This is a genomic window from Xanthomonas dyei, from assembly GCF_002939865.1.
Taxonomy (GTDB): domain Bacteria; phylum Pseudomonadota; class Gammaproteobacteria; order Xanthomonadales; family Xanthomonadaceae; genus Xanthomonas; species Xanthomonas dyei.
In genome coordinates, this window is sequence record NZ_MDEE01000017.1 from 12060 (window position 1) to 31072 (window position 19013).

At 64.7% G+C, this 19013-nt stretch carries 15 protein-coding genes; 14 read left to right on the forward strand and 1 reads right to left on the reverse strand.

What is annotated here, in order from left to right:
- The first annotated feature begins 189 nt into the window (after positions 1-189).
- The 9 genes from XdyCFBP7245_RS12615 (at position 190) to XdyCFBP7245_RS12655 (ending at position 12329) form a co-directional block, all read left to right on the forward strand.
- Positions 190-1236, forward strand: a complete 1047-nt coding sequence (locus XdyCFBP7245_RS12615) for a rod shape-determining protein (protein WP_003482734.1) — start codon at positions 190-192, stop codon at positions 1234-1236.
- 172 nt (positions 1237-1408) lie between these two features.
- Positions 1409-2548, forward strand: coding sequence for a rod shape-determining protein MreC (mreC, locus tag XdyCFBP7245_RS12620; RefSeq protein WP_104615954.1), 1140 nt, complete (start codon positions 1409-1411; stop codon positions 2546-2548).
- Positions 2545-3030 (forward strand): rod shape-determining protein MreD, encoded by a 486-nt coding sequence (mreD, locus tag XdyCFBP7245_RS12625; protein WP_104615955.1) that lies wholly within the window; start codon positions 2545-2547, stop codon positions 3028-3030. Before mreC ends, mreD begins: the two co-directional genes overlap by 4 nt.
- A 3-nt stretch (positions 3031-3033) precedes the next feature.
- Entirely contained in the window at positions 3034-5094 is a 2061-nt protein-coding gene (gene mrdA / locus XdyCFBP7245_RS12630) for a penicillin-binding protein 2 (protein ID WP_104615956.1), read from the forward strand.
- Positions 5091-6209 carry a rod shape-determining protein RodA gene (gene rodA / locus XdyCFBP7245_RS12635; protein WP_104615957.1) on the forward strand — a complete coding sequence of 373 codons (1119 nt, stop codon included), beginning with the start codon at positions 5091-5093 and terminating at the stop codon, positions 6207-6209. Before mrdA ends, rodA begins: the two co-directional genes overlap by 4 nt.
- A gap of 317 nt (positions 6210-6526) precedes the next feature.
- Positions 6527-7918, forward strand: a complete 1392-nt coding sequence (locus XdyCFBP7245_RS12640) for a glycoside hydrolase family 28 protein (protein ID WP_104615958.1) — start codon at positions 6527-6529, stop codon at positions 7916-7918.
- Positions 7919-8351: 433 nt separating this feature from the next.
- Positions 8352-9491 carry a lytic murein transglycosylase B gene (gene mltB, locus XdyCFBP7245_RS12645; protein WP_104615959.1) on the forward strand — a complete coding sequence of 380 codons (1140 nt, stop codon included), beginning with the start codon at positions 8352-8354 and terminating at the stop codon, positions 9489-9491.
- Positions 9488-10879, forward strand: coding sequence for a septal ring lytic transglycosylase RlpA family protein (locus XdyCFBP7245_RS12650; protein ID WP_104615960.1), 1392 nt, complete (start codon positions 9488-9490; stop codon positions 10877-10879). Before mltB ends, XdyCFBP7245_RS12650 begins: the two co-directional genes overlap by 4 nt.
- 244 nt (positions 10880-11123) lie before the next feature.
- Positions 11124-12329 carry a D-alanyl-D-alanine carboxypeptidase family protein gene (locus XdyCFBP7245_RS12655; protein WP_104615961.1) on the forward strand — a complete coding sequence of 402 codons (1206 nt, stop codon included), beginning with the start codon at positions 11124-11126 and terminating at the stop codon, positions 12327-12329.
- Positions 12330-12553: 224 nt separating this feature from the next.
- On the opposite strand, the gene XdyCFBP7245_RS12660 is transcribed toward XdyCFBP7245_RS12655, so the two are convergent.
- On the reverse strand, positions 12554-13615 hold the full coding sequence (locus XdyCFBP7245_RS12660; RefSeq protein ID WP_104615962.1) for a lipid A deacylase LpxR family protein: 1062 nt from the start codon (positions 13613-13615) through the stop codon (positions 12554-12556).
- A 303-nt stretch (positions 13616-13918) separates the two neighbouring features.
- On the opposite strand from XdyCFBP7245_RS12660, the gene XdyCFBP7245_RS12665 reads away from it, so the two are divergent.
- From XdyCFBP7245_RS12665 to XdyCFBP7245_RS12685, 5 genes are all read left to right on the forward strand, one after another.
- Positions 13919-14908: a CsgG/HfaB family protein gene (locus tag XdyCFBP7245_RS12665; RefSeq protein WP_055850633.1), complete on the forward strand. Its 990-nt coding sequence runs from the start codon at positions 13919-13921 to the stop codon at positions 14906-14908.
- A gap of 276 nt (positions 14909-15184) precedes the next feature.
- Positions 15185-15463, forward strand: a complete 279-nt coding sequence (locus XdyCFBP7245_RS12670; protein WP_046965075.1) for a YbeD family protein — start codon at positions 15185-15187, stop codon at positions 15461-15463.
- Positions 15451-16143, forward strand: coding sequence for a lipoyl(octanoyl) transferase LipB (gene lipB, locus XdyCFBP7245_RS12675; RefSeq protein ID WP_104615963.1), 693 nt, complete (start codon positions 15451-15453; stop codon positions 16141-16143). Before XdyCFBP7245_RS12670 ends, lipB begins: the two co-directional genes overlap by 13 nt.
- A gap of 14 nt (positions 16144-16157) precedes the next feature.
- Positions 16158-17183 carry a lipoyl synthase gene (lipA, locus tag XdyCFBP7245_RS12680; RefSeq protein WP_104615964.1) on the forward strand — a complete coding sequence of 342 codons (1026 nt, stop codon included), beginning with the start codon at positions 16158-16160 and terminating at the stop codon, positions 17181-17183.
- A gap of 58 nt (positions 17184-17241) precedes the next feature.
- The gene (locus XdyCFBP7245_RS12685; RefSeq protein WP_104615965.1) at positions 17242-18966 is read left to right on the forward strand and encodes a hypothetical protein; all 1725 of its coding nucleotides are present in this window, start codon (positions 17242-17244) and stop codon (positions 18964-18966) included.
- Positions 18967-19013 lie beyond the last annotated feature (47 nt).

A 19013-nucleotide genomic window follows, 5' to 3' on the forward strand; every position in this document is an offset into this window, starting at 1 on the left:
GCTGTGATCGATCAGGGCCACAACCGCGTGCCATGCCCGGCGTGACCGTCACATGAAAATCCGGCCGGGAGAACCGATTTTTCCTTGCTCGCACCGGGGGGGATTGCTAGGCTAGTGGACTTCGTTTTCTGCCCAAAATTTCGCCACTCTGGCGGTGGGCACGCGACTTACCCAGGAACAACTCCCTCGATGTTCAAGAAACTGCGCGGCATGTTCTCCAACGACCTGTCCATCGATCTGGGCACGGCCAATACGCTGATCTACGTGCGCGGACAGGGCATCGTGCTGAACGAGCCATCGGTGGTTGCGGTGCGTCAGGACCGTGCAATCGGCGGGACGCGCTCGGTGGCTGCCGTCGGCGCGGAGGCCAAGCAGATGCTCGGTCGTACCCCCGGCCACATCACCACGATCCGCCCGATGAAAGACGGCGTCATCGCCGATTTCACCTACACCGAAGCAATGCTGAAGCACTTCATCAAGAAGGTGCACAAGTCGCGCTTCCTGCGCCCCAGCCCCCGCGTGCTGGTGTGCGTGCCGGCCGGTTCTACCCAGGTGGAGCGCCGCGCGATCAAGGAATCTGCGGAAGAGGCCGGTGCGCGCGATGTCTACTTGATCGAAGAACCCATGGCGGCTGCCATCGGCGCCGGCATGCCGGTGACCGAAGCGCGCGGCTCGATGGTCATCGACATCGGCGGCGGCACCACCGAAGTGGCGGTGATCTCGCTCAACGGCATCGTCTACTCGCAGTCGGTGCGCGTGGGCGGCGACCGCTTCGATGAGTCGATCACCAACTACGTGCGCCGCAACCACGGCATGCTGATCGGCGAAGCCACGGCCGAGCGCATCAAGCTGCAGATCGGCTGCGCCTACCCGCAGGACGAGGTGCAGGAGATGGAAATCTCCGGCCGTAACCTCGCCGAGGGCGTGCCGAAGATGATCAAGATCAACTCCAACGAAGTGCTCGAAGCGCTGCACGAGCCGCTGTCGGGCATCGTGTCGGCGGTGAAGCTGGCGCTGGAGCAGACCCCGCCGGAACTGTGCGCCGACGTCGCCGAGCGCGGCATCGTGCTCACCGGTGGCGGCGCGCTGCTGCGCGACCTGGACCGTCTGATCTCCGAAGAAACCGGCCTGCACGTGCAGGTGGCCGACGACCCGCTCACCTGCGTGGCCCGCGGCGGCGGCCGCGCGCTGGAGCTGGTGGACATGCACGGCAACGAGTTCTTCGCGCCGGAGTGATGCGTTCGGGAATCGGGAATCGGGATTTGGGAATCGCAAAAGCATTCCCTGCCGATGCTCCTGCGCGGTTGCGACGCGGTCCCGCTAAAGTGAGTTTTCGCCTCAGCCGTCTCGCGGGCAGCCAAGTGCTCTCCGATTTCCCATTCCCGACTCCCCATTCCCGGCCCTGAAAGTGCCCTCCTACGCCGGTCCTCCCGTCGCCTCCCGTCCGGGCGAAGTCACCTCCACGCTGCGGCTGCTGGTCTATCTGGTGCTGGCGATCACGTTGATCGCGCTCGATAGCCGCGGCAGCTGGCTGAGCCAGGTGCGAATGCAGGCCAATCTGCTGATCCAGCCGATCTGGGCAGTGGCGGGGTTGCCAGGGCGTATCGGGTCGCAGGTGCGCGACAACGCCGCCACGCATGCGCAACTGGTGGAAGAAACCCGCGACCTGCGCAATCAGCTGCTGGTCGCCAACGCCCGCCTGACCCGGCTGCAGACCGCCGCGCTGGATAACGCGCAGCTGCGCGAGCTGCTCAACGTGGCCGAGCGCCGTGGCCTGGACGTGCAGCTGGCGCCGATCCTGGATATCGACCTGGACCCGACCCGCCAGCGTCTGCTGCTGGATGCCGGCAGCCGCGATGGCGTGTTGATGGGCCAGGCCGTGATCGATGCCGGCGGCCTGATGGGCCAGGTGATCGAAGTGACCCCGCTGCATTCGACCGTCTTGCTGCTGACCGACCCCGACCACGCGGTGCCGGTGAGCGTGGCGCGCAACGGCGTGCGCCTGATCGTCTACGGCCGCGGCGACCGGCTCGAATTGCGCGACATCCCGCTGAGCGCCGGCGTGCAGGTGGGCGATGAAATCGTCACCTCCGGCCTGGGCGGCCGCTTCCCGGCCGGCTTCCCGGTGGGCAAGGTCTCCGAACTGCATCCCGACGACACCCATGCCTTTTTGGTCGGCGAGCTGACCCCGGCCGCCAAGCTCGACCGGGGCCGCGACGTGCTGTTGTTGCGCGCCGGCAAGCCGCTGCGGGTGGTGCCGGGACCGGAGTCGGGACCCGAGTCGGGACCCGAGTCGGGACCGGAGTCGGGACCGGGGACCGGGGACCGGGGACCCGGGAATAGCAACGGCAACAGCAGCGGCAGCGAGGACGGTAATGGAGCGGCGGCGGGTAGCAGTCCCGCGCCCCACGCTTCTTCCCGGGTCCCCGGTCCCCGGTCCCCGGTCCCGGCTCCCCAGAATGCCGCGCCAGCCGCGACGTCCAGCGCTTCTTCCCGGGTCCCCGGTCCCCAGTCCCCGGTCCCGGCTCCACCGGAGACGGACCAATGACCCGCATGCGCAACACCTGGATCCTGCCGGTGAGCCTGCTCATCGCGCTGGTGCTGGGTCTGCTGCCGTTGCCGGAGGTGGTGCAGCCGCTGCGCCCGTACTGGGTGGCGCTGGTGCTGGCCTACTGGGTGATCGAGGAGCCGGATCGGGTGGGCTTGGGTGTGGCCTTCGTGGCCGGCGTGCTGGCCGATCTGCTGTACGGCGGGCTGCTGGGCGAGCAGGCGCTGCGGCTGGTGATCATGACCTTCATCCTGCAGCGCTTCCGCGCGCGGATGCGGTTTTTCCCGGTGTCGCAGCAGGCGCTGGCGATCGGCGGGCTGCTGCTCAACGACCGTATCGTGTCTTCGGCGGTGCATCTGGCGGTCGGCGAGCCGACCCTGCCGTGGAGTTACTGGTGGGCGCCGCTGCTGGGCATGGCGCTGTGGCCGCCGCTGTTCGTGTTGCTGGATGCGGTGCGCCTGGGCAAGCGGAGCAAGAAGTAGTCCATGCACGGTCGGCGCCAACCCAAGAATCCGCATGCCGAGGCCGAGCAGTTCCGCCGCCGGGCGGTGCTGGGGTTTGTGATGGTGGTGATCTGCCTGGTCGGCCTGGGCGGCTGGTATTTCAAGCTGCAGGTGCTCGACCACGAGGTCTACGCCACGCGCTCGGAAGCCAATCGCATCAAGCCCAAACCGGTGGTACCCGGGCGCGGCATGATCTACGACCGCACCGGCCGGTTGCTGGCCGAAAACGTGCCGGCGTTCCGGCTGGACGTGACCCCGGACAAGGTCGCCGACATGGACGCCATGCTGGCCGCGCTGGGCAAGGTGATCCCGATCGCGCCGGAGGATCTGGAACGCTTCAACCGTGAGCGCCGCGCGCGCCGCAGCTTCCTGCCGGTCACCCTCAAGCTGCGCATGAGCGATGAAGAGATGGCGCGCTTTGCGGTGGAGCGCTGGCGCTTCCCGGGCGTGGAGCTGGAGCCATATCTGACCCGGCGCTACCCGTACGGGCCGCTGTTCGCGCACATCATCGGCTACGTCGGCCGCATCGACGAAAAAGATCTGGCGGTGCTGGGCGAGGGCAACGCCGCGCTCACCCATATGGGTAAGTCCGGCCTGGAGCGCTATTACGAACAGGACCTGCGCGGGCAGGTTGGCTACGAGCAGGTCGAGACCAATGTGCAGGGGCGGGCGATCCGCACCGTCGGCCGGGTCGCGCCGCAGTCGGGTGCGGATCTGCGGCTGTCGGTGGATGCCGATCTGCAGCGCGCGATGGTGGCGGCGTTCGGCGAACACGAAGGTGCGGCCATTGCGATGGATCCGCGCACCGGCGAGATCCTGGGCATGGTCAGCCTGCCCAGCTACGACCCCAATCTGTTCGTCAACGGCATCTCGCATACCGACTTCAAGATGCTCAACGACAATCCGTCGCGGCCGCAGTTCAACCGGCTGGTGCTCGGTGGCGTGGCGCCGGGCTCCACGCTCAAGCCGCTGATCGCCCTGGCCGGCCTGGATAGCGGCCTGCGCCGGCCGGAAGACCGGGTGTTGTCCACCGGCATGTTCTATCTGCCCGGCGTCAGCCGCGGCTGGGGCGACTCGCACCGTGGCGGCCACGGCTGGACCGATCTGCGCAAATCCATCGCCCAATCGGTCAATACCTACTACTACCGCCTGGCGGTGGACATGGGCATCGAGCGCTTCGACCACTACATGGGCGGGTACGGCTTCGGCGCGCCCACCGGGCTGGATCTGCTGGGCGAAATCGGCGGCATCCTGCCGTCGCCGGCCTACAAGTACAAGACCCGCAAGGAGCGCTGGTACCCCGGCGACACCGTCAACATCGCCATCGGCCAGGGCGACTGGAAAGTGACGCCGTTGCAATTGGTCCGCGGCATCTCGGCGATCGCCAGCGGCCTGCTGCTGCGCCCGCATCTGGTGCTGGAAGAACGCACCGGCTTCGATCACCCCTGGCAGCCGATGATCCAGCCGCCGGGCAAGCCGATCAGCCCGAATCCGGCGCATCTGCAAGTGGTGCGCGAGGGCATGATGGACACCATGCGCCCCGGCGGTACCGGCTACGCCATCACGCCCGGCGCGCCGTATCAGATGGCCGGCAAGACCGGCACCGCGCAGGTGGTCAGCCGCAAGGGCGTGGCCGCCGTGGACCCGCGCAGTCTGCCGATGCACCTGCGCCACCGCGGCCTGTTCGTCGGCTTTGCGCCGGCCGACAACCCGGTCATCGCGGTGGCGGTGGCGGTGGAGGGCGGAGGCTTCGGTACCAGCTCGGCAGCGCCGATCGCACGCAAGATCTTCGACGCCTGGCTGCTGGGCAAGATGCCTGCGGGCATCCTGCCGCTGGACAGCGAACTGGGCATGACCGCCGTGGGCATCAACCAGTTCGAAGCCGGTGCAACCGATGCACGTGCGGCCGGTGATGCGGCCGCCGCCACGCTGGAAGAATTGCCGGTGGTGATCGGCCAGACCGCCGTTGCGCTGGATCCCAGCACGCCCGCGCAGCCGGTGGTACCGGATGTGCCGGATGCGGTGCAGGAGACCGATCATTGAGTGACATCCTGCGCTGGTTGGCGGACATGGCCGCGCGTTTTACCCGCAGCCTGGACTGGGTGTTGTGCCTGGCGCTGGGCGGCTTGATGGTGATCGGCCTGTCGGTGCTCAAGAGTGCCGGCGGCACGGCCAACGGCGATCATCTGGTGATGGCGCAAGGCATCCGCTTCGTCATCGGCGTGGCCGCGATGTGGGGCATCTCGCGCATGTCGGTGCTGCGCCTGCGCGCCTGGACCCCGTGGGTGTATGGCTTGTCGATGCTGCCGTTGCTGGCGGTGTTTGCGCTGGGCACCGGCAAATACGGCCGGCAGTGGCTGGATCTGAAAGTGTTCTATCTGCAGCCGGCCGAGTTGCTCAAGATCAGCCTGCCGATGATGGCGGCCTGGTATCTGCATCGCATGCCGCTACCGCCGCGCATCTCCACCGTGCTGGTCACCTGCATGATCATCGGCGTGCCTACCGCGTTGATCATGTTGCAGCCGGACTTCGGTACCGGCGTGCTGATCGCCGCCAGCGGCGTGTTCGTGCTGCTGCTGGCTGGTCTGCCGTGGTGGTGGGTGGCCGTGGGTCTGGGCGGTGTGGCGGCGGCGGCGCCGATCGCCTGGTTCTGGCTGCTGCGGCCGTACCAGAAGGACCGCATCATGATGTTCCTCAACCCCGAGAACGACGCGCTCGGCGCCGGCTGGAACATCATCCAGTCCAAGATCGCGATTGGCTCCGGCGGGTTGGATGGCAAGGGCTGGGGGTTGGGCTCGCAATCGCATCTGAACTTCATTCCCGAACAGACCACCGACTTTGCGTTTTCGGTGCTCAGCGAAGAATTCGGCTGGATCGGCGTGGCCACCGTGCTCACGCTCTATCTCATCGTCATCGGCCGCTGCCTGTGGATCGCCTCGCAGGCGCGCGATACCTATTCGCGCCTGGTCGCCGGCGCCACCGGTCTGGCGTTCTTCGTCTACGTGCTGGTCAACGGCGGCATGATCTCCGGCCTGCTGCCGGTGGTCGGCGTGCCCATGCCCTTGATGAGTTACGGCGGCACCTCGGCGGTGTCGTTGCTGGCCGGATTGGGCCTGGTGATGGCAGTAAAGACGCACCGACCGGTCCATGGGTATTGAGGCGTGGCGGTGTCGCAGCGGCGCATTGCATCGTCGCACGTGACGCGCCAGCGGCATGCGTGACAGTGCAACCCTGATGGATGCGACACGCGTGTGTCAGCGCGCTGACAAAGCACAAATAACGCCGCGTTTTGCGCGCTGCATTGCAATGACGGCACAGCGAAGCAGGCCGGCTTCGTGCGCGCGGCATCGGGTTCGCTCGCGTTCTGCATGTGATGGCCGCGCTCCGTAGAGTTCGCCATGCTGCCGCAGTGATAGCGGCCGCGTCGCGTTGCCTCTGCAGGTGCGCGCCATTCCTCTTTCTGGTGCCTCTTTCCATGAAATTTCTAACCGCCGCCATCGGCGGTGTCTGTCTGCTGCTTGCCGCGCAGGCCAGTGCCGTCACTTTCGCCACCGGCGATACCCGCGCTGTCGCGCAACCCGCACCTCCAGCCACGTGTGCGCCGTCCTTGAAGGCTGGGTTGACCCCGACCGGGCGTCAATTCGATGATGCGTTGGAGCGCTCGCCGCCCGACACCAAGACCATCCAGGCCGCGCTCAATGCCTGCAAAAACGGCAGTGTGCTGTTGACCAGCGGCAGCGGTGACGCGTTTCTGACCGGACCGCTGACCATTCCCACGGGTGTCACGCTGGTGGTCGACCAGGGCGTCACCTTGTACGGCTCACGCAATCCGGTCGACTACGGCGGCAGCTGCGGCGTGGCAGGTCCCAAGAGCGGCGGCTGCGCGCCGCTGATCAGCGTCAAGGGCGCCAAGTCGGGCGTCATGGGCATCCGCACCGGCGGGCGTCAGGGCACCATCGATGGCCGCGGCGATCTGACCATGCTGGGCAAGAGCACCACCTGGTGGCAATTGGGCGAAGATGCCAAGGCGGCCGGCCAGGTGCAGAACAGCCCGGATCTGATCAAGGTGCAGAATTCAACGGAATTTACGCTGTACGACATCAACCTGATCAACGCGGCGTACTTCCATTTCTTCGCGCATATCGTCGATGGCCTGACCATCTGGGGCGTGCGGGTGAAGTCGCCCGCCACCAGTCCCAATACCGACGGCCTGGATCTGGACAGCTTGGTCAATGCCACCCTCTACGACAACGATGTGATGGGCGGCGACGATTGCGTGGCGATCAAGACCATCGCTTCCAAGTCGGCCAACATCACCGTGCGCAATACGCGCTGCTATGGCACGCATGGCATCTCCATCGGCAGCGAAGTGATGTCCGGCGTCAGCAATGTACTGGTCGACAACAACGCGCTGGTGTCTACCGACGACGCAGGCAATCGCAGTACCGACAACAACGGGTTGCGCATCAAGACCAGCATCGTCGAGGGTGGGCCGGTGAGCCAGGTCACGTATCGCAACACCTGCCTGTACGGCGTGACCAGCCCGCTGGTGATCAACCCGTTCTATGCCGGCGGTAGCAGCGGCACCAAGCCGACCTTCAGCGAAATCGTCGTCGACGGGCTGCGTAGTACGAACGATGCCGGCGGCAAGGGCTGGATCCTGCGTGGCTACGATGCGCAGACCCGTCTTGATCTGGTGCTGGCCAACGTGGTGACCGGCAACACATCGGTCAATGCGAGCAACGCGCAGATCGGTCTGAGCAACAGCGCGCTGACACCGACCGGTACCGGCGTCACTACTGCACAGCTACAACTGGGCGGCGCGATACCGACCTGCTCGGGCGCGCCGCGCTTCCCGGCGCTGTGAGACGACAGGCGCGGCTGACCCTAGCGGCCGCGCCTGGTTTGTTGCCACGGCTGCTCAGTCGATGCAGCCGCTGGCAACTGGCTTCGATATTCCATGAGCTGCCAAGCCGGCTAGCTGGCCTGGCACTTTCCAAGGTGGCGACGGCCGGCTTCGCGGCACTGACGCCGGCGCGGCGATATCGCTCGCGATCAGCTGATCGCAATCACCGTCGAGCATCCAGTGTCTTCGCGCAACGCCGGCATGCCAGTGGCGGTCATCGTGCTACCGCGCCGTGTGGCCGCGAGGCGGCTGCTGCCAGCCGTCGGCCCCAATCCCGATTCCTCAGCCAGCAAACTGCCCCCACCTGCTGCGGCAGACCTTGATTTTGGCTAAAGTCTTTTCGTTTCATGGTCTTATTGCCAGAAGTTCATCTGATGTCTGTTACCCTCGGCCGATGATTCGACGCACCCTGACCTGCCTGCTCACCCTCGGCCTTGTCGCCTGCGCGACCCAGCCCAGCCCTCCGTCCCCGCCGCCGGCCGCCAGCGCGCCTCCGGCCAAGCCGCCAGTGGCTCCGGTCGCGCCTGCAAGCGCCGCCGCCGAAGCGCCCGCGTTACCGCCGGTCGACCTGACGCCGGTCCCGTTCGAGATCGCACGCGCCAACTTCGTGCGCGACACCGCCGCCAAATACGGCATCGACGCCGCACAGATCGAAGCGGTGCTGGCGCAGGCGCAATTCAAGGATGCCATCGTCACTGCCATGTCGCGGCCGGCCGAGCGGGTCAAACCGTGGAACGAATACCGACCGATGTTCATCACCCAGGCGCGCATAGATGGCGGCCGCAGCTTCCTGGCCCAGCATCGCGCCGAGCTGAGCAAGGTCGAAGCCGCTACCGGCGTGCCGGCGCAGGTGATCGTGGCCATCATCGGGGTGGAAACCAGTTACGGCAGCAATGCCGGCAAGTACCGCGTGCTGGATGCGTTGTACACGCTGGCGTTCCGCTACCCGCGCAGCGGCGACCCGGCCAAGCTCGAGCGCGAAGTGCGCCGCGAGCTGTTTTTCCGCGACGAACTCGGCCAATTGTTCGCGCTCGGCAAGGAAGAGCAACTCGATGTCACCAGCCTGATCGGCAGCTACGCCGGCGCGATGGGCATGGGCCAGTTCATGCCTTCCAGCTACCGCCAGTTCGGTGTCGATGGCGATGCGGATGGTAAGCGCAATCTGTTCACCGATTACAACGACGTGTTCGCCTCGATCGCCAATTACTTCGTCAAGAAGGGCGGCTGGGTGCGCGGCGGTCAGGTCGCCGTACCAGCCACGCTGACTGCCGGCCAAGAAGAATTCAATCCCACCGACTGGTCGCCGGTATACACGCTGGCCGATCTGTCCGCGCGCGGGTATCACCCCAGCGCGCCGGTGGTGGCCGGCAGCACCGCCACGCCGATCAGCCTGGACGACGCCAACGGCAAGCAGTACTGGCTGGGCTTCCAGAACTTCTACGCGATCACCCGATACAACATTTCCAAAATGTATGCGATGGCCGTGTTCCAGTTGTCCGAGGCCATCGCCGGTAAGGAGTTACCCCCGGCATGAACAGCATGACAGGCCCCAAGTGGCTGATCCCGATGGCGCTGATGCTCGGCTTGGCGGCCTGTAGCAGCGCTCCGAAGAAAAACGTCGGTGCCAAGGGTGGCGGCGCCATCAAGGGCGTCAAGGTTGACGGCAAGGGACCGGCGTACGTCGCCACCGGATGCCCGTCGACCTCGCCGTATGCGGCCGCCAAGGAAGACCCGTCCACGCGCGGCGACTACACCGCCGGCGGCCTGTACAAACCCGGCGTCAAGGACACCACGCCCGACCACGTCCCCAATGTGGCCTGCATCCCCGAACCGCTGGTCACCGACGAGCCGCGCTCGGCAGTCGGCAATCGCTCGCCCTATGAAGTGCTGGGCAAGCGCTACGTGGTGATGGACAACCCGGGCGACTATGTCGAACGCGGCACCGCTTCGTATTACGGCAGCAAATTCCACGGCCGCCTGACCTCCAACAAGGAGGTCTACGACATGTACGCCTTCACCGCCGCGCACAAGACGCTGCCGCTGCCCAGTTTCGCGCTGGTGACCAATACCGACACCGGCGATTCGGTGGTGGTGCGCGTCAACGACCGTGGCCCGTTTCACGATGGCCGCGTGATCGATCTGAGCTACGCCGCCGCGGTCAAGCTGGGCATCACCGGCAAAGGCACCGGCAATGTCGAAGTGCGCGGGCTGACCGAAGCCGATAACGGCAACCTGCTGGCCAAGCGCAATCGAGGCCAGGTGCCGGCCACTTCGGCGGTTGCCACCGCGCGGCCGGCGTCGGGTAGCAGCCAGATCGATGGCCTGGTGCAGCGTCTGCCCACGCGCACGGTTCCGCCGCGCACGGTGGCGACAGCTGCGGGCACAGCGGTTGCCACGGCTGCAGTAGCAACTGCCGCAGCACCGGTCACTGCGGCCGGCGAGCGTTGGCGCTACCGCGTGGCCGATTCCCGCCAGCCTGGCAATGCCGACAACTTCGATGCCTGGATGAAGACGCAGGGCGTGCGTGTGGCCACCGGCAAACCCGCCGCTGCCGTGCAGCAGCGACCGGCAGGCGCGACAACAGCCCCGGTGGCCGTTGCCGTGGTCAAGGCACCAGAAAGCGTGGCATCGCGTCCGCTCAAGCCGGACCCGATGCCGGCCAAGGCGCCGAGCGTGGCCGAGGCTGCGCTTGGCGACATCCTGTTGCAGGTCGCCAGCTTTGCCAGCCGCGAAAACGCCAACCGCGCGCTGTCGCAGCTGGCCTCGGCTGGCATCGCCGGTGCCAGCGTCAGCGACATCGTCAGCGGTGGCCGCACCCTGTGGCGCCTGCGCGTCAACGCACGCGACCATGCCAATGCATCGGAGATTGCCCAGCGCATCGCCGGCCTGGGTTTTGGACGTCCGCAGATCGTTGCCAACTGAGCGCAAACCGTCGTGCCGTCATGCGCCGCCATCGAGGTCAGCGACCCGATGCGCGGCGCCGGCGCTACCAACCGCTTTGAAGTACGGGCCGCAGTCGGCGGCTTGGGACGTCATACGCCCGATCAGCCGACCGCAACACTGAACTGCGCAGGCGCGTCCGTCCCGGCGCGCGTCGCCTGAATCTTCATCGCGCCTTACAATTTCGTATTACCCAGCCTTCGGGCCCGTCAGGAGTCGTTCTTCAATGAAATTCCGCTTCGCCGCCGCTGCCTTGGCCACGTTCGCCTTCGGCCTGGTCTGCGCCCAGACACCTGCGCCGCAGCCGACTCCCGCTGTGGCTGCCGCGCCGGCTGCACTGCCGGTTCCGCCCGCACCCGCGCCGGCCGTGTCCAAATCCTGGATCCTGATGGATTACGCCACCGGGCAGGTGCTCGCCGGCGAAAACATCCATCAGCAGTTGGCACCGGCCAGCATCACCAAGGTGATGACCTCCTACGTAGTGGCTGCGGAAATCAAGAACGGCAAGGTCAAGCGCGACGACCAGGTCATGATGAGCGAGCGCGCCTGGCGCGAGGGCGGTGCCGGCACCGACGGCAGCTATAGCGGCTTCCCGGTCAACCAGACCGCGCGTCTGGAAGACATGGAAAAGGGCATGGCGATCCAGTCCGGCAACGACGCGGCGATTGCGCTGGCCGAGCATGTGGCCGGTAGCGAAGAAGCCTTCGCCTCGCTGATGAACAGCTATGCCGCCAAGATCGGCATGAAGAATTCGTACTTCGTCAACGCGCATGGGTTGAGTGCCGAAGGCCATCATTCCACCGCCTACGACCTGGCCATGCTGGGCCGTGCGATGGTACGCGATTACCCGGAAACCTACGCCTACAACAAGATCAAGGAATTCCAGGTCGGCACCATCAAGCAGAGCAACCGTAACCGGCTGCTGTGGCGCGACCCGGCGGTGGACGGCATCAAGACCGGCCACACCTCCGAGGCCGGCTACTGCCTGCTGAGCTCGGCCAAGCGCGGCGACCAGCGCCTGATCGCGGTGGTGATGGGCGACAGCTCCGAAGAACAACGCGCCACCGACAGCCTGGCCCTGCTCAACTGGGGGTTCCGCTTCTTCGAAACCCACAGCCTGTACGCGCCCGGCAAGGTCGTGACCAAGCAGAAGGTCTGGAAGGGTGCGCAGGACGAAGTGCAGCTGGGGGTGGCGCAGCCGCTGCAGGTCAGCCTGCAGCGCGGCCGCTACAACGACCTCAAGCCCAGCATGGACGTGGCCAAGAACCTGGAAGCGCCCATCAAGAAGGGCCAGCAGGTCGGCACCGTGAAGGTCAGCCTCGACGGCAAGATCATCGCCCAGACCCCACTGGTCGCCATCAACGCAGTGGAGGAGGGCGGTTTCTTCAAGCGCCTCTGGGATGCGTTCTGGATGTGGTGGGAATCGGAATAAGTGCAGCAAAAAGCCGGCGAAAGCCGGCTTTTTGTTTGTGGGATTAGAAATCAGGCATTCGGGATTCGCAAAAGACGGAGCAGGTGCAAGGCCCCAGCAGCTCGCTCTAAAGAATCTCTAATCCAGACTCCCTAATCCGCGCCCTTGATCGGGCTACCGACCATCGCAAATCCCCAGCAGCCCGCTCTTGCGAATCCCCAATCCCAACTCCCCAATCCCAGCCCTCAAAGCATCCGACTGATCGTGAAGCTGCCGTACACCGGGGTTTCGCGCTGGGTTTCGAATTCGCGGGTGCGGTGGTAGCGGGCGAGGGCGAACTTCCAGCGGCCGTACATCACCGCCAGGCCATAGCCCACATCGCCCACGAACGGGCGTTTATCCACGCTGTGGCTGCTGCGGAAGGTGTTGCCATCCAGGGTGATGTCGCGGATCACCCAGCGCGCGTCGGTGGTCACGAACAGATGACCCGACCAGCCATTGGCACGTCCCAACCGGCTCGGGGCGGTGTTTTCGCCCGCCGGGCGGGTGGGGGTGCTACCGAAGTCGTCCGGCAGTTTCCAGCCAAAACGCGCTTCGCCACCGGCGTTCAGATGCGTGGCCATATTGCCCACCGCCCCACCCCAGTGCGAGATGAAATCCCAACCGAATCCATCGGCATTGCCGCTGGCATCGGCCGGCCACCGGCGCATACGTTCGTGCACCAGGTTGATCAGCGGCTCGTTATGCAGCTGGTTGTCCCACCCCTGGAATTTCTCGTCGCCCAGTACGTCGTGAATCGCATCCTGCGCTTCCTGTGCGAACGACCACGGGCCAACCACGCCCAGCTGCAGCTGGGTGGTCCGCAGGTGCGCTTCGTTACGCGCGTTGTAGCCGAAACTTGCCAGCAGGATGCCCGCATATGGACGGTCCTCCGGGATCACGTCGCGACGGGTGTAATCGGTGGGCGTAAAGATCGCCTGGCCGATCGAAAACACCATGTTCTGCTGGTCGAACTCGCCTGGATGCAGCCGCTCCAGATAACTATTGACCCAGCGTGCGGTGCGCGGCAGGCACGGGTCGTCGGTGTAGTCGACCAGATTGGGCGAAACCAGGGTCAGCACCGCACCGTTGGAATATCCCTGATCCTGGTCCTCCCCACCGAACAAGTCGTTGTCGACCCGGAAGTTGACCGCCGGCGGCGTTTGACCCAGCCGGCTGGAATCGCACTGATCCGCCGCGAAGGCCGGCATCGAAAGTCCGGTGAGAGAGAACAGCAAGGCAGCAGACAGCGCGCGCGGTCGGAGCATGGAAGGCCTGGGGGAGTAAGGAGGGACGGGATGGGCAAAGGTGCCTGCGCCTGCGGCTGCGCCGCGTGAACGTACCGGTCATGATGCCCCGGGGGCTGCACTTGGGCGACGCTGTCCCAGGCACCGGTCCGTTCCGTCCGAGGCATGCCGACACTGCGACCTAGTAGCGATGAAAAGCGCGCGCGAATAGCATATGATCCGCCCCCGGGGAAAGAAGCCCCAAGGAACGGCGGCCCTCACAGGCCATTTCATCACCAACGGATCGCGTTCGCCGACGGCAGCGCAGGTGTCAGGGGACTAAACATGAGCAAGACGATTTCTGTGAGCGCAGCAGTACTGTCCGGCGTGCTGGGCATTGCATTGGCCAGCGTCAGCGCGCCGGCATCGGCCGGCTTCAAGGATGCCTTCAAGGGCAAGGGCTCAGCGCAGGACCAACGCAAACAAGGCGTTGCGGAGATCCCGGTGTGCACCAAGCCGCTGGGCAGCCTGTCGGTCATCGAGCCGGAAGACGCAGTCAACTGGTGGACGGGGCAGCAGTTGCCGGCGCCATCCAAGTTGATCAAGGTGTTTGTCAACAAGTCACGTTGCTTCACCCTGGTGGACCGTGGCGCGGGCATGGCTGCATCGCAGCGCGAGCGCGAGATGGCGGCCAGTGGCGATCTGCGTGCGCGTTCCAACATCGGTAAAGGTCAGATCCGCGCGGCCGACTATGTAATGACGCCAGACCTCATTTCGCAGAACAGCAATGCTGGCGGCAGCGCGGTTGCAGGTTTGCTGGGCGGCCTGGTGGGCGGTAATGCGGGCGCTCTGGTGGGAGGGTTGAATTTCACCAAGAAGACTGCTGACGTCGCGCTGACCGTCACCGATGTGCGCTCCTCCGAACAGGTGGCCATGGCCGAAGGTAACGCCAAGAAGACCGACATGGGCTGGGGCGGGGCGGGCGGCCTGTTCACTGGCGGCGGTTTAGGCGCGGCTGGCGTTGGCGGTTATGCCAATACCGAAATTGGCCAGGTAATCACGCTGGCGTATCTGCAGGCCTATACCGACATCGTTACCCAGCTTGGCGGGCTGTCCGGCAATGCGGCGGCGTCCAACACCCAGCAGGCGGTTACCGTGACCCGTGCAGGGCGTTTGCTGGCCAACGCCAAGGGCTCCGGCGCAGCAGTGCGTACGCTGGAGCCGGGCATGATGCTGTACCCCACCGGCACCAAGGAAGGCGTCATGTGGGAAGTCGAAGACGAGATGGGGAATCGCGGCTGGGTGTCGTCGGCCATGCTGGAACTGTCCAAGTAAGCGCGGGCCTCGGCCGGATCTCTTCGGCTGATTGCCCTGTCTCAGAGCGTCAGGCTGGCGTTCCAAATCCAGATGTGCCGTGCGTGCACTTGGGCTTCGGGCGCGGTCTGATTTAGCTGATGTATCGCTTCGCTGTCGAACGCCATCTTTGAATAACCCCGCCAGTCGCCCACTGCCTGGCGGGACACGCGGAGCCCGTGCCATGCACGTGGCTCCGCTTGTGGTTTCGGGGAATGCAGACTTGGGTTTGCGCACCACCGGCCCGATAATGGGATCATGGATATCAGCACCGACAACCCCGATCACGGCTTCCAGTTTCCCGGTACCTTCGAGCTCAGCGCCATGGGCGCGGCCGAGCGTGGCCTGGAAACCGAATTGCCGCGCCTGCTCGCTGCCACCGGCGTGGAGCTGCTGCAGGAAAGCGTGAGCTGGAAGCATTCTTCCAACGGCAAATATGTCTCGGTCAAGATCGGCTTCCGTGCCGAGAGCCGGGAGCAGTTCGACGCCGCGCATCAGGCGCTGCGCGACCATCCGGAAGTGAAGTGGACGCTTTAGCGGCCGAATCCGCGCTGGTTGCGACTGCGCCCGCGCAGCTGCGCGACCTCGGCCAGCAAGACTACGCACCGGTGTGGCGTGCAATGCAGCGTTTCACCGATGCACGCGACGAGCAGACCGCCGATGAGGTGTGGATGGTCGAGCATGCGCCGGTGTTTACGCTTGGCCAGGCAGGCAAGCCCGAGCACGTGCTCGCCCCGGGCGATATCCCGGTGTTGCAGGTGGATCGCGGCGGTCAGGTGACCTACCACGGCCCCGGCCAGCTGGTGGTCTACCCGTTACTGGATCTGCGCCGGCTCAAGATCGGCGTGCGCGATTACGTCTGCAAGATCGAGCAGGCGCTGATCGACACACTGGACGAGTGGAATATCGTGGCCGAACGTCGCGAAGGCGCGCCGGGTGTGTATGTCGGCGACGCCAAGATCGCCGCGCTCGGCATCCGCGTGCGCCGGGGCTGCACCTTCCATGGCTTGTCGTTCAACGTGGCCATGGACCTGGAACCGTTCCACCGCATCAACCCGTGCGGCTACGAGGGCCTGCGGGTGACCTCGGTGCTAGACTTGGGTGGCCCCTCCGGGATGGATGCCGTCAAGGCAGTACTGCTCGATCAGCTGGCCCGCCAGTTCGGCCTGACGCTGCACCCCGCCTCCGCAATGCCCGACCTTTCGCTTCCGGCCTGAGCGCCCGTACCGCCATGACCCAGCCTATCGCCCGTTCCATCCCCTTGCAGGTCGTCTCCGGCGACGCCGCCGCACCTGCGCCGCTGCAGACCGGCGTCAAGCAGATCGGTGGCGACAAGATCAACCGCTCGCCGGTGCAGTTTGTGGATGCGCCGGTGCTGCGCAAACCGTCGTGGATCCGCGTGCGGATTCCGTCCGGCAACGCGGTGCAGAACCTCAAGGCCAAGTTGCGCGAAAACCGCCTGGTCACGGTGTGCGAAGAGGCCAGCTGCCCGAACATCCACGAGTGCTTCAGCCACGGCACCGCCACCTTCATGATCCTGGGTGAGGTGTGCACGCGGCGCTGCTCGTTCTGCGATGTGGCGCATGGACGGCCCAAGCCGCCGGATGCGAACGAGCCGGCCAGCCTGGCCACCACGGTGGCCGATATGGGCTTGAAGTACGTCGTAGTGACCAGCGTGGACCGCGACGACCTGCGCGACGGCGGTGCCCAGCACTTTGTGGACTGCATCGCGGCCATCCGTGCCAGTTCGCCCAAGACCCGTATCGAGATCCTGACCCCGGATTTTCGCGGCAAGGGCCGCATGGACCGTGCGCTGGAGATTCTGGCGCTGAGCCCGCCGGACGTGTTCAACCACAACATCGAAACCGTGCCGGACCTGTACCCGAACGTGCGCCCCGGTGCGGATTACCAGTGGTCGCTGACACTGCTGCAGCGCTTCAAGGCGCAGCATCCGTCCATCGCCACCAAGTCCGGCATCATGCTCGGCCTGGGCGAAACGATGGAGCAGGTGCAGGCCACCTTGCGCGATCTGCGCGCGCACGATGTGGACATGATCACGATCGGCCAGTACCTGCAGCCGACGCCGCACCATCACCCGGTGATGCGTTACTGGACCCCGGAGGAATACAAGGCGCTGGAAGACTACGGCAACGCGCTGGGCTTCAGCCACGTGGCCTCCGGCCCGATGGTGCGCTCGTCGTATCACGCCGATCGCCAGGCCGCTGGCGCGGGCGTCGCTTGTGAATTCCAACGATAAATTGGACTCTACAACGCTTTAGTGAGTTGTTACATCACTTAATTGGACTGATCAGCCAATGCCGACCAGAGTTCCACCTATCCAGGAGTTCCCAAAGGACGGCAGGATCTGGCGGGTCGATTGGCTCGGACGAGTGGAGCGGACCTCGGCGGAGGCGTTGATCGATGTGCATCTCAGTCCTGCCCGCAAGGAGACTATGTTCTTGCGGGAACAGAGCGACTTCGATGCCCATGCAACAGTCAAGCTCCGGGTTGGCGTAGGTCTGCTGCCGTTCCTAGTTATCGGATCCCTGTGGCGAAATGGGAGGCGGCAGCGTAAGGATTTCGGGTACCCCCGCAATTTCCGGAACATCAATATCCCGGAGACGGTAGGTACGACGACTGCCGGTCTGATCGTGCAGAAGGAACCCGACACACGCTGGCTGATTCCCAAATTTTGTCATCAACTTGACAGGTCCTGCTGGTTCTCCCCTCTGTTCGCGATAAAACACGAAGGCGATCCCTATGGCATTCTGCTGCCGATGATCGAGGTGATCCGCTTCTACTATGTGGTTTCGAGCGATATGGCTCATATCGCGTTCAATGGGACATTGCAGCTCGATCTGGATAGCGTCATCAATACGCAGAGCACAGTAGACAGTCGCCTGCACGATTCGGGCCGGATGGTGCTCCACTTGCGCCAATGGTTGGCGGATGACGACGCGTGGGTGATCGGCCGCGTTCTTGCGGACGCAAATGCCAAGGACGGAATCGACCGGATATATAACTCCCTACTGCGAGACACGGCGAACTACAAGACGGCTTTTGCCGAGTGTGGCCTGCCGTTTGCTGGCACCACGAACTGGACGACACGTGGTATCGAAGTCCCAAAAGAAGACGGCAAGGGCCATCGCTGGCTGATCTACGAGTTGACCGGCTGCTCCGCGCCGTTCCCATTCGATAGCATGGAAGTTGTCCGCGACAACGATGGGCGCATGGCCGATCCGGAGTCGGATCTTCCTGACGACGAGAAACGACCGGCTTGGTCGCTGGTACAAAAGGCGACAAAGACCACCAATGGGACGGAAGTCCAAAGCGATGATCCACCGCGAGCCGATCTACAGGCTGTCGCTATTCCCTCTGCGGGAGAGCGGTTTTCTGCTCTGCGGGGCAAGGAAATCATCAAGACGCCAAAAGATCAATGCCGTTACAAGAAGGCAGCTGTGCCGGGTACCGAGAAGGTCGACGTGCTGGGGACGGGTGATCCATCGGGCAGTGAAACAGCAGAAGGCGGTGCGCCAGCAAGCATCGAATGGCAGCGCGAGATTAAGCGGAGCGAATCGCTCCCTGCGTCGTTCGAATCCTTGCAGGCCGTGGTGGATGCGCTCAACCATCATAGTGGCACCAAGGCGCATGTTCGTGAGTTATCTGGAAGTACTGAATTCTTGCGCTTGACTAAGCCCTCTGGCCACAGGCAATGGAGCTACTTGGATTCGGCTCGCCGTACCCGTCGCCGGGTGATGGTCATTGATATCGACTGCGACGGCGTGCTCGGTTGCTTGGTTGAGTACGAACGTCGCGATAGCGAGCGCAGTCGTATAGCCCTTTTCGTGCCGCGAGAATCGGGTCAGGTGCCGGAGAGTATCTTGATTCGGCTGCTGTATGGGCTGGTCGCAGTCGAGGGTGTATGGGTGAATTTGAAATCGTATCCGACAGATGTAAGGCTAGAGTTGTTCAACCATAGTCGTCCGTCTGCGGCTAAATTTGCCGCAGACCTTCGTGACGCGATGCGAAAGGTCGTGTAGTGAGTTGCAAGTTATCCACTTGAAATCATACCTATCCGAATTTATGG

What these genes read in the sequence shown, in the direction of transcription:
- XdyCFBP7245_RS12615 (WP_003482734.1), top strand. Translation starts at nt 190, where the DNA reads ATGTTCAAGAAACTGCGCGGCATGTTCTCCAACGACCTGTCCATCGAT.
- mreD (WP_104615955.1), top strand. Translation starts at nt 2,545, where the DNA reads ATGACCCGCATGCGCAACACCTGGATCCTGCCGGTGAGCCTGCTCATC.
- mrdA (WP_104615956.1), top strand. Translation starts at nt 3,034, where the DNA reads ATGCACGGTCGGCGCCAACCCAAGAATCCGCATGCCGAGGCCGAGCAG.
- XdyCFBP7245_RS12640 (WP_104615958.1), top strand. Translation starts at nt 6,527, where the DNA reads ATGAAATTTCTAACCGCCGCCATCGGCGGTGTCTGTCTGCTGCTTGCC.
- mltB (WP_104615959.1), top strand. Translation starts at nt 8,352, where the DNA reads ATGATTCGACGCACCCTGACCTGCCTGCTCACCCTCGGCCTTGTCGCC.
- XdyCFBP7245_RS12650 (WP_104615960.1), top strand. Translation starts at nt 9,488, where the DNA reads ATGAACAGCATGACAGGCCCCAAGTGGCTGATCCCGATGGCGCTGATG.
- XdyCFBP7245_RS12655 (WP_104615961.1), top strand. Translation starts at nt 11,124, where the DNA reads ATGAAATTCCGCTTCGCCGCCGCTGCCTTGGCCACGTTCGCCTTCGGC.
- XdyCFBP7245_RS12660 (WP_104615962.1), bottom strand. Translation starts at nt 13,615, where the DNA reads ATGCTCCGACCGCGCGCGCTGTCTGCTGCCTTGCTGTTCTCTCTCACC.
- XdyCFBP7245_RS12665 (WP_055850633.1), top strand. Translation starts at nt 13,919, where the DNA reads ATGAGCAAGACGATTTCTGTGAGCGCAGCAGTACTGTCCGGCGTGCTG.
- XdyCFBP7245_RS12670 (WP_046965075.1), top strand. Translation starts at nt 15,185, where the DNA reads ATGGATATCAGCACCGACAACCCCGATCACGGCTTCCAGTTTCCCGGT.
- lipA (WP_104615964.1), top strand. Translation starts at nt 16,158, where the DNA reads ATGACCCAGCCTATCGCCCGTTCCATCCCCTTGCAGGTCGTCTCCGGC.
- XdyCFBP7245_RS12685 (WP_104615965.1), top strand. Translation starts at nt 17,242, where the DNA reads ATGCCGACCAGAGTTCCACCTATCCAGGAGTTCCCAAAGGACGGCAGG.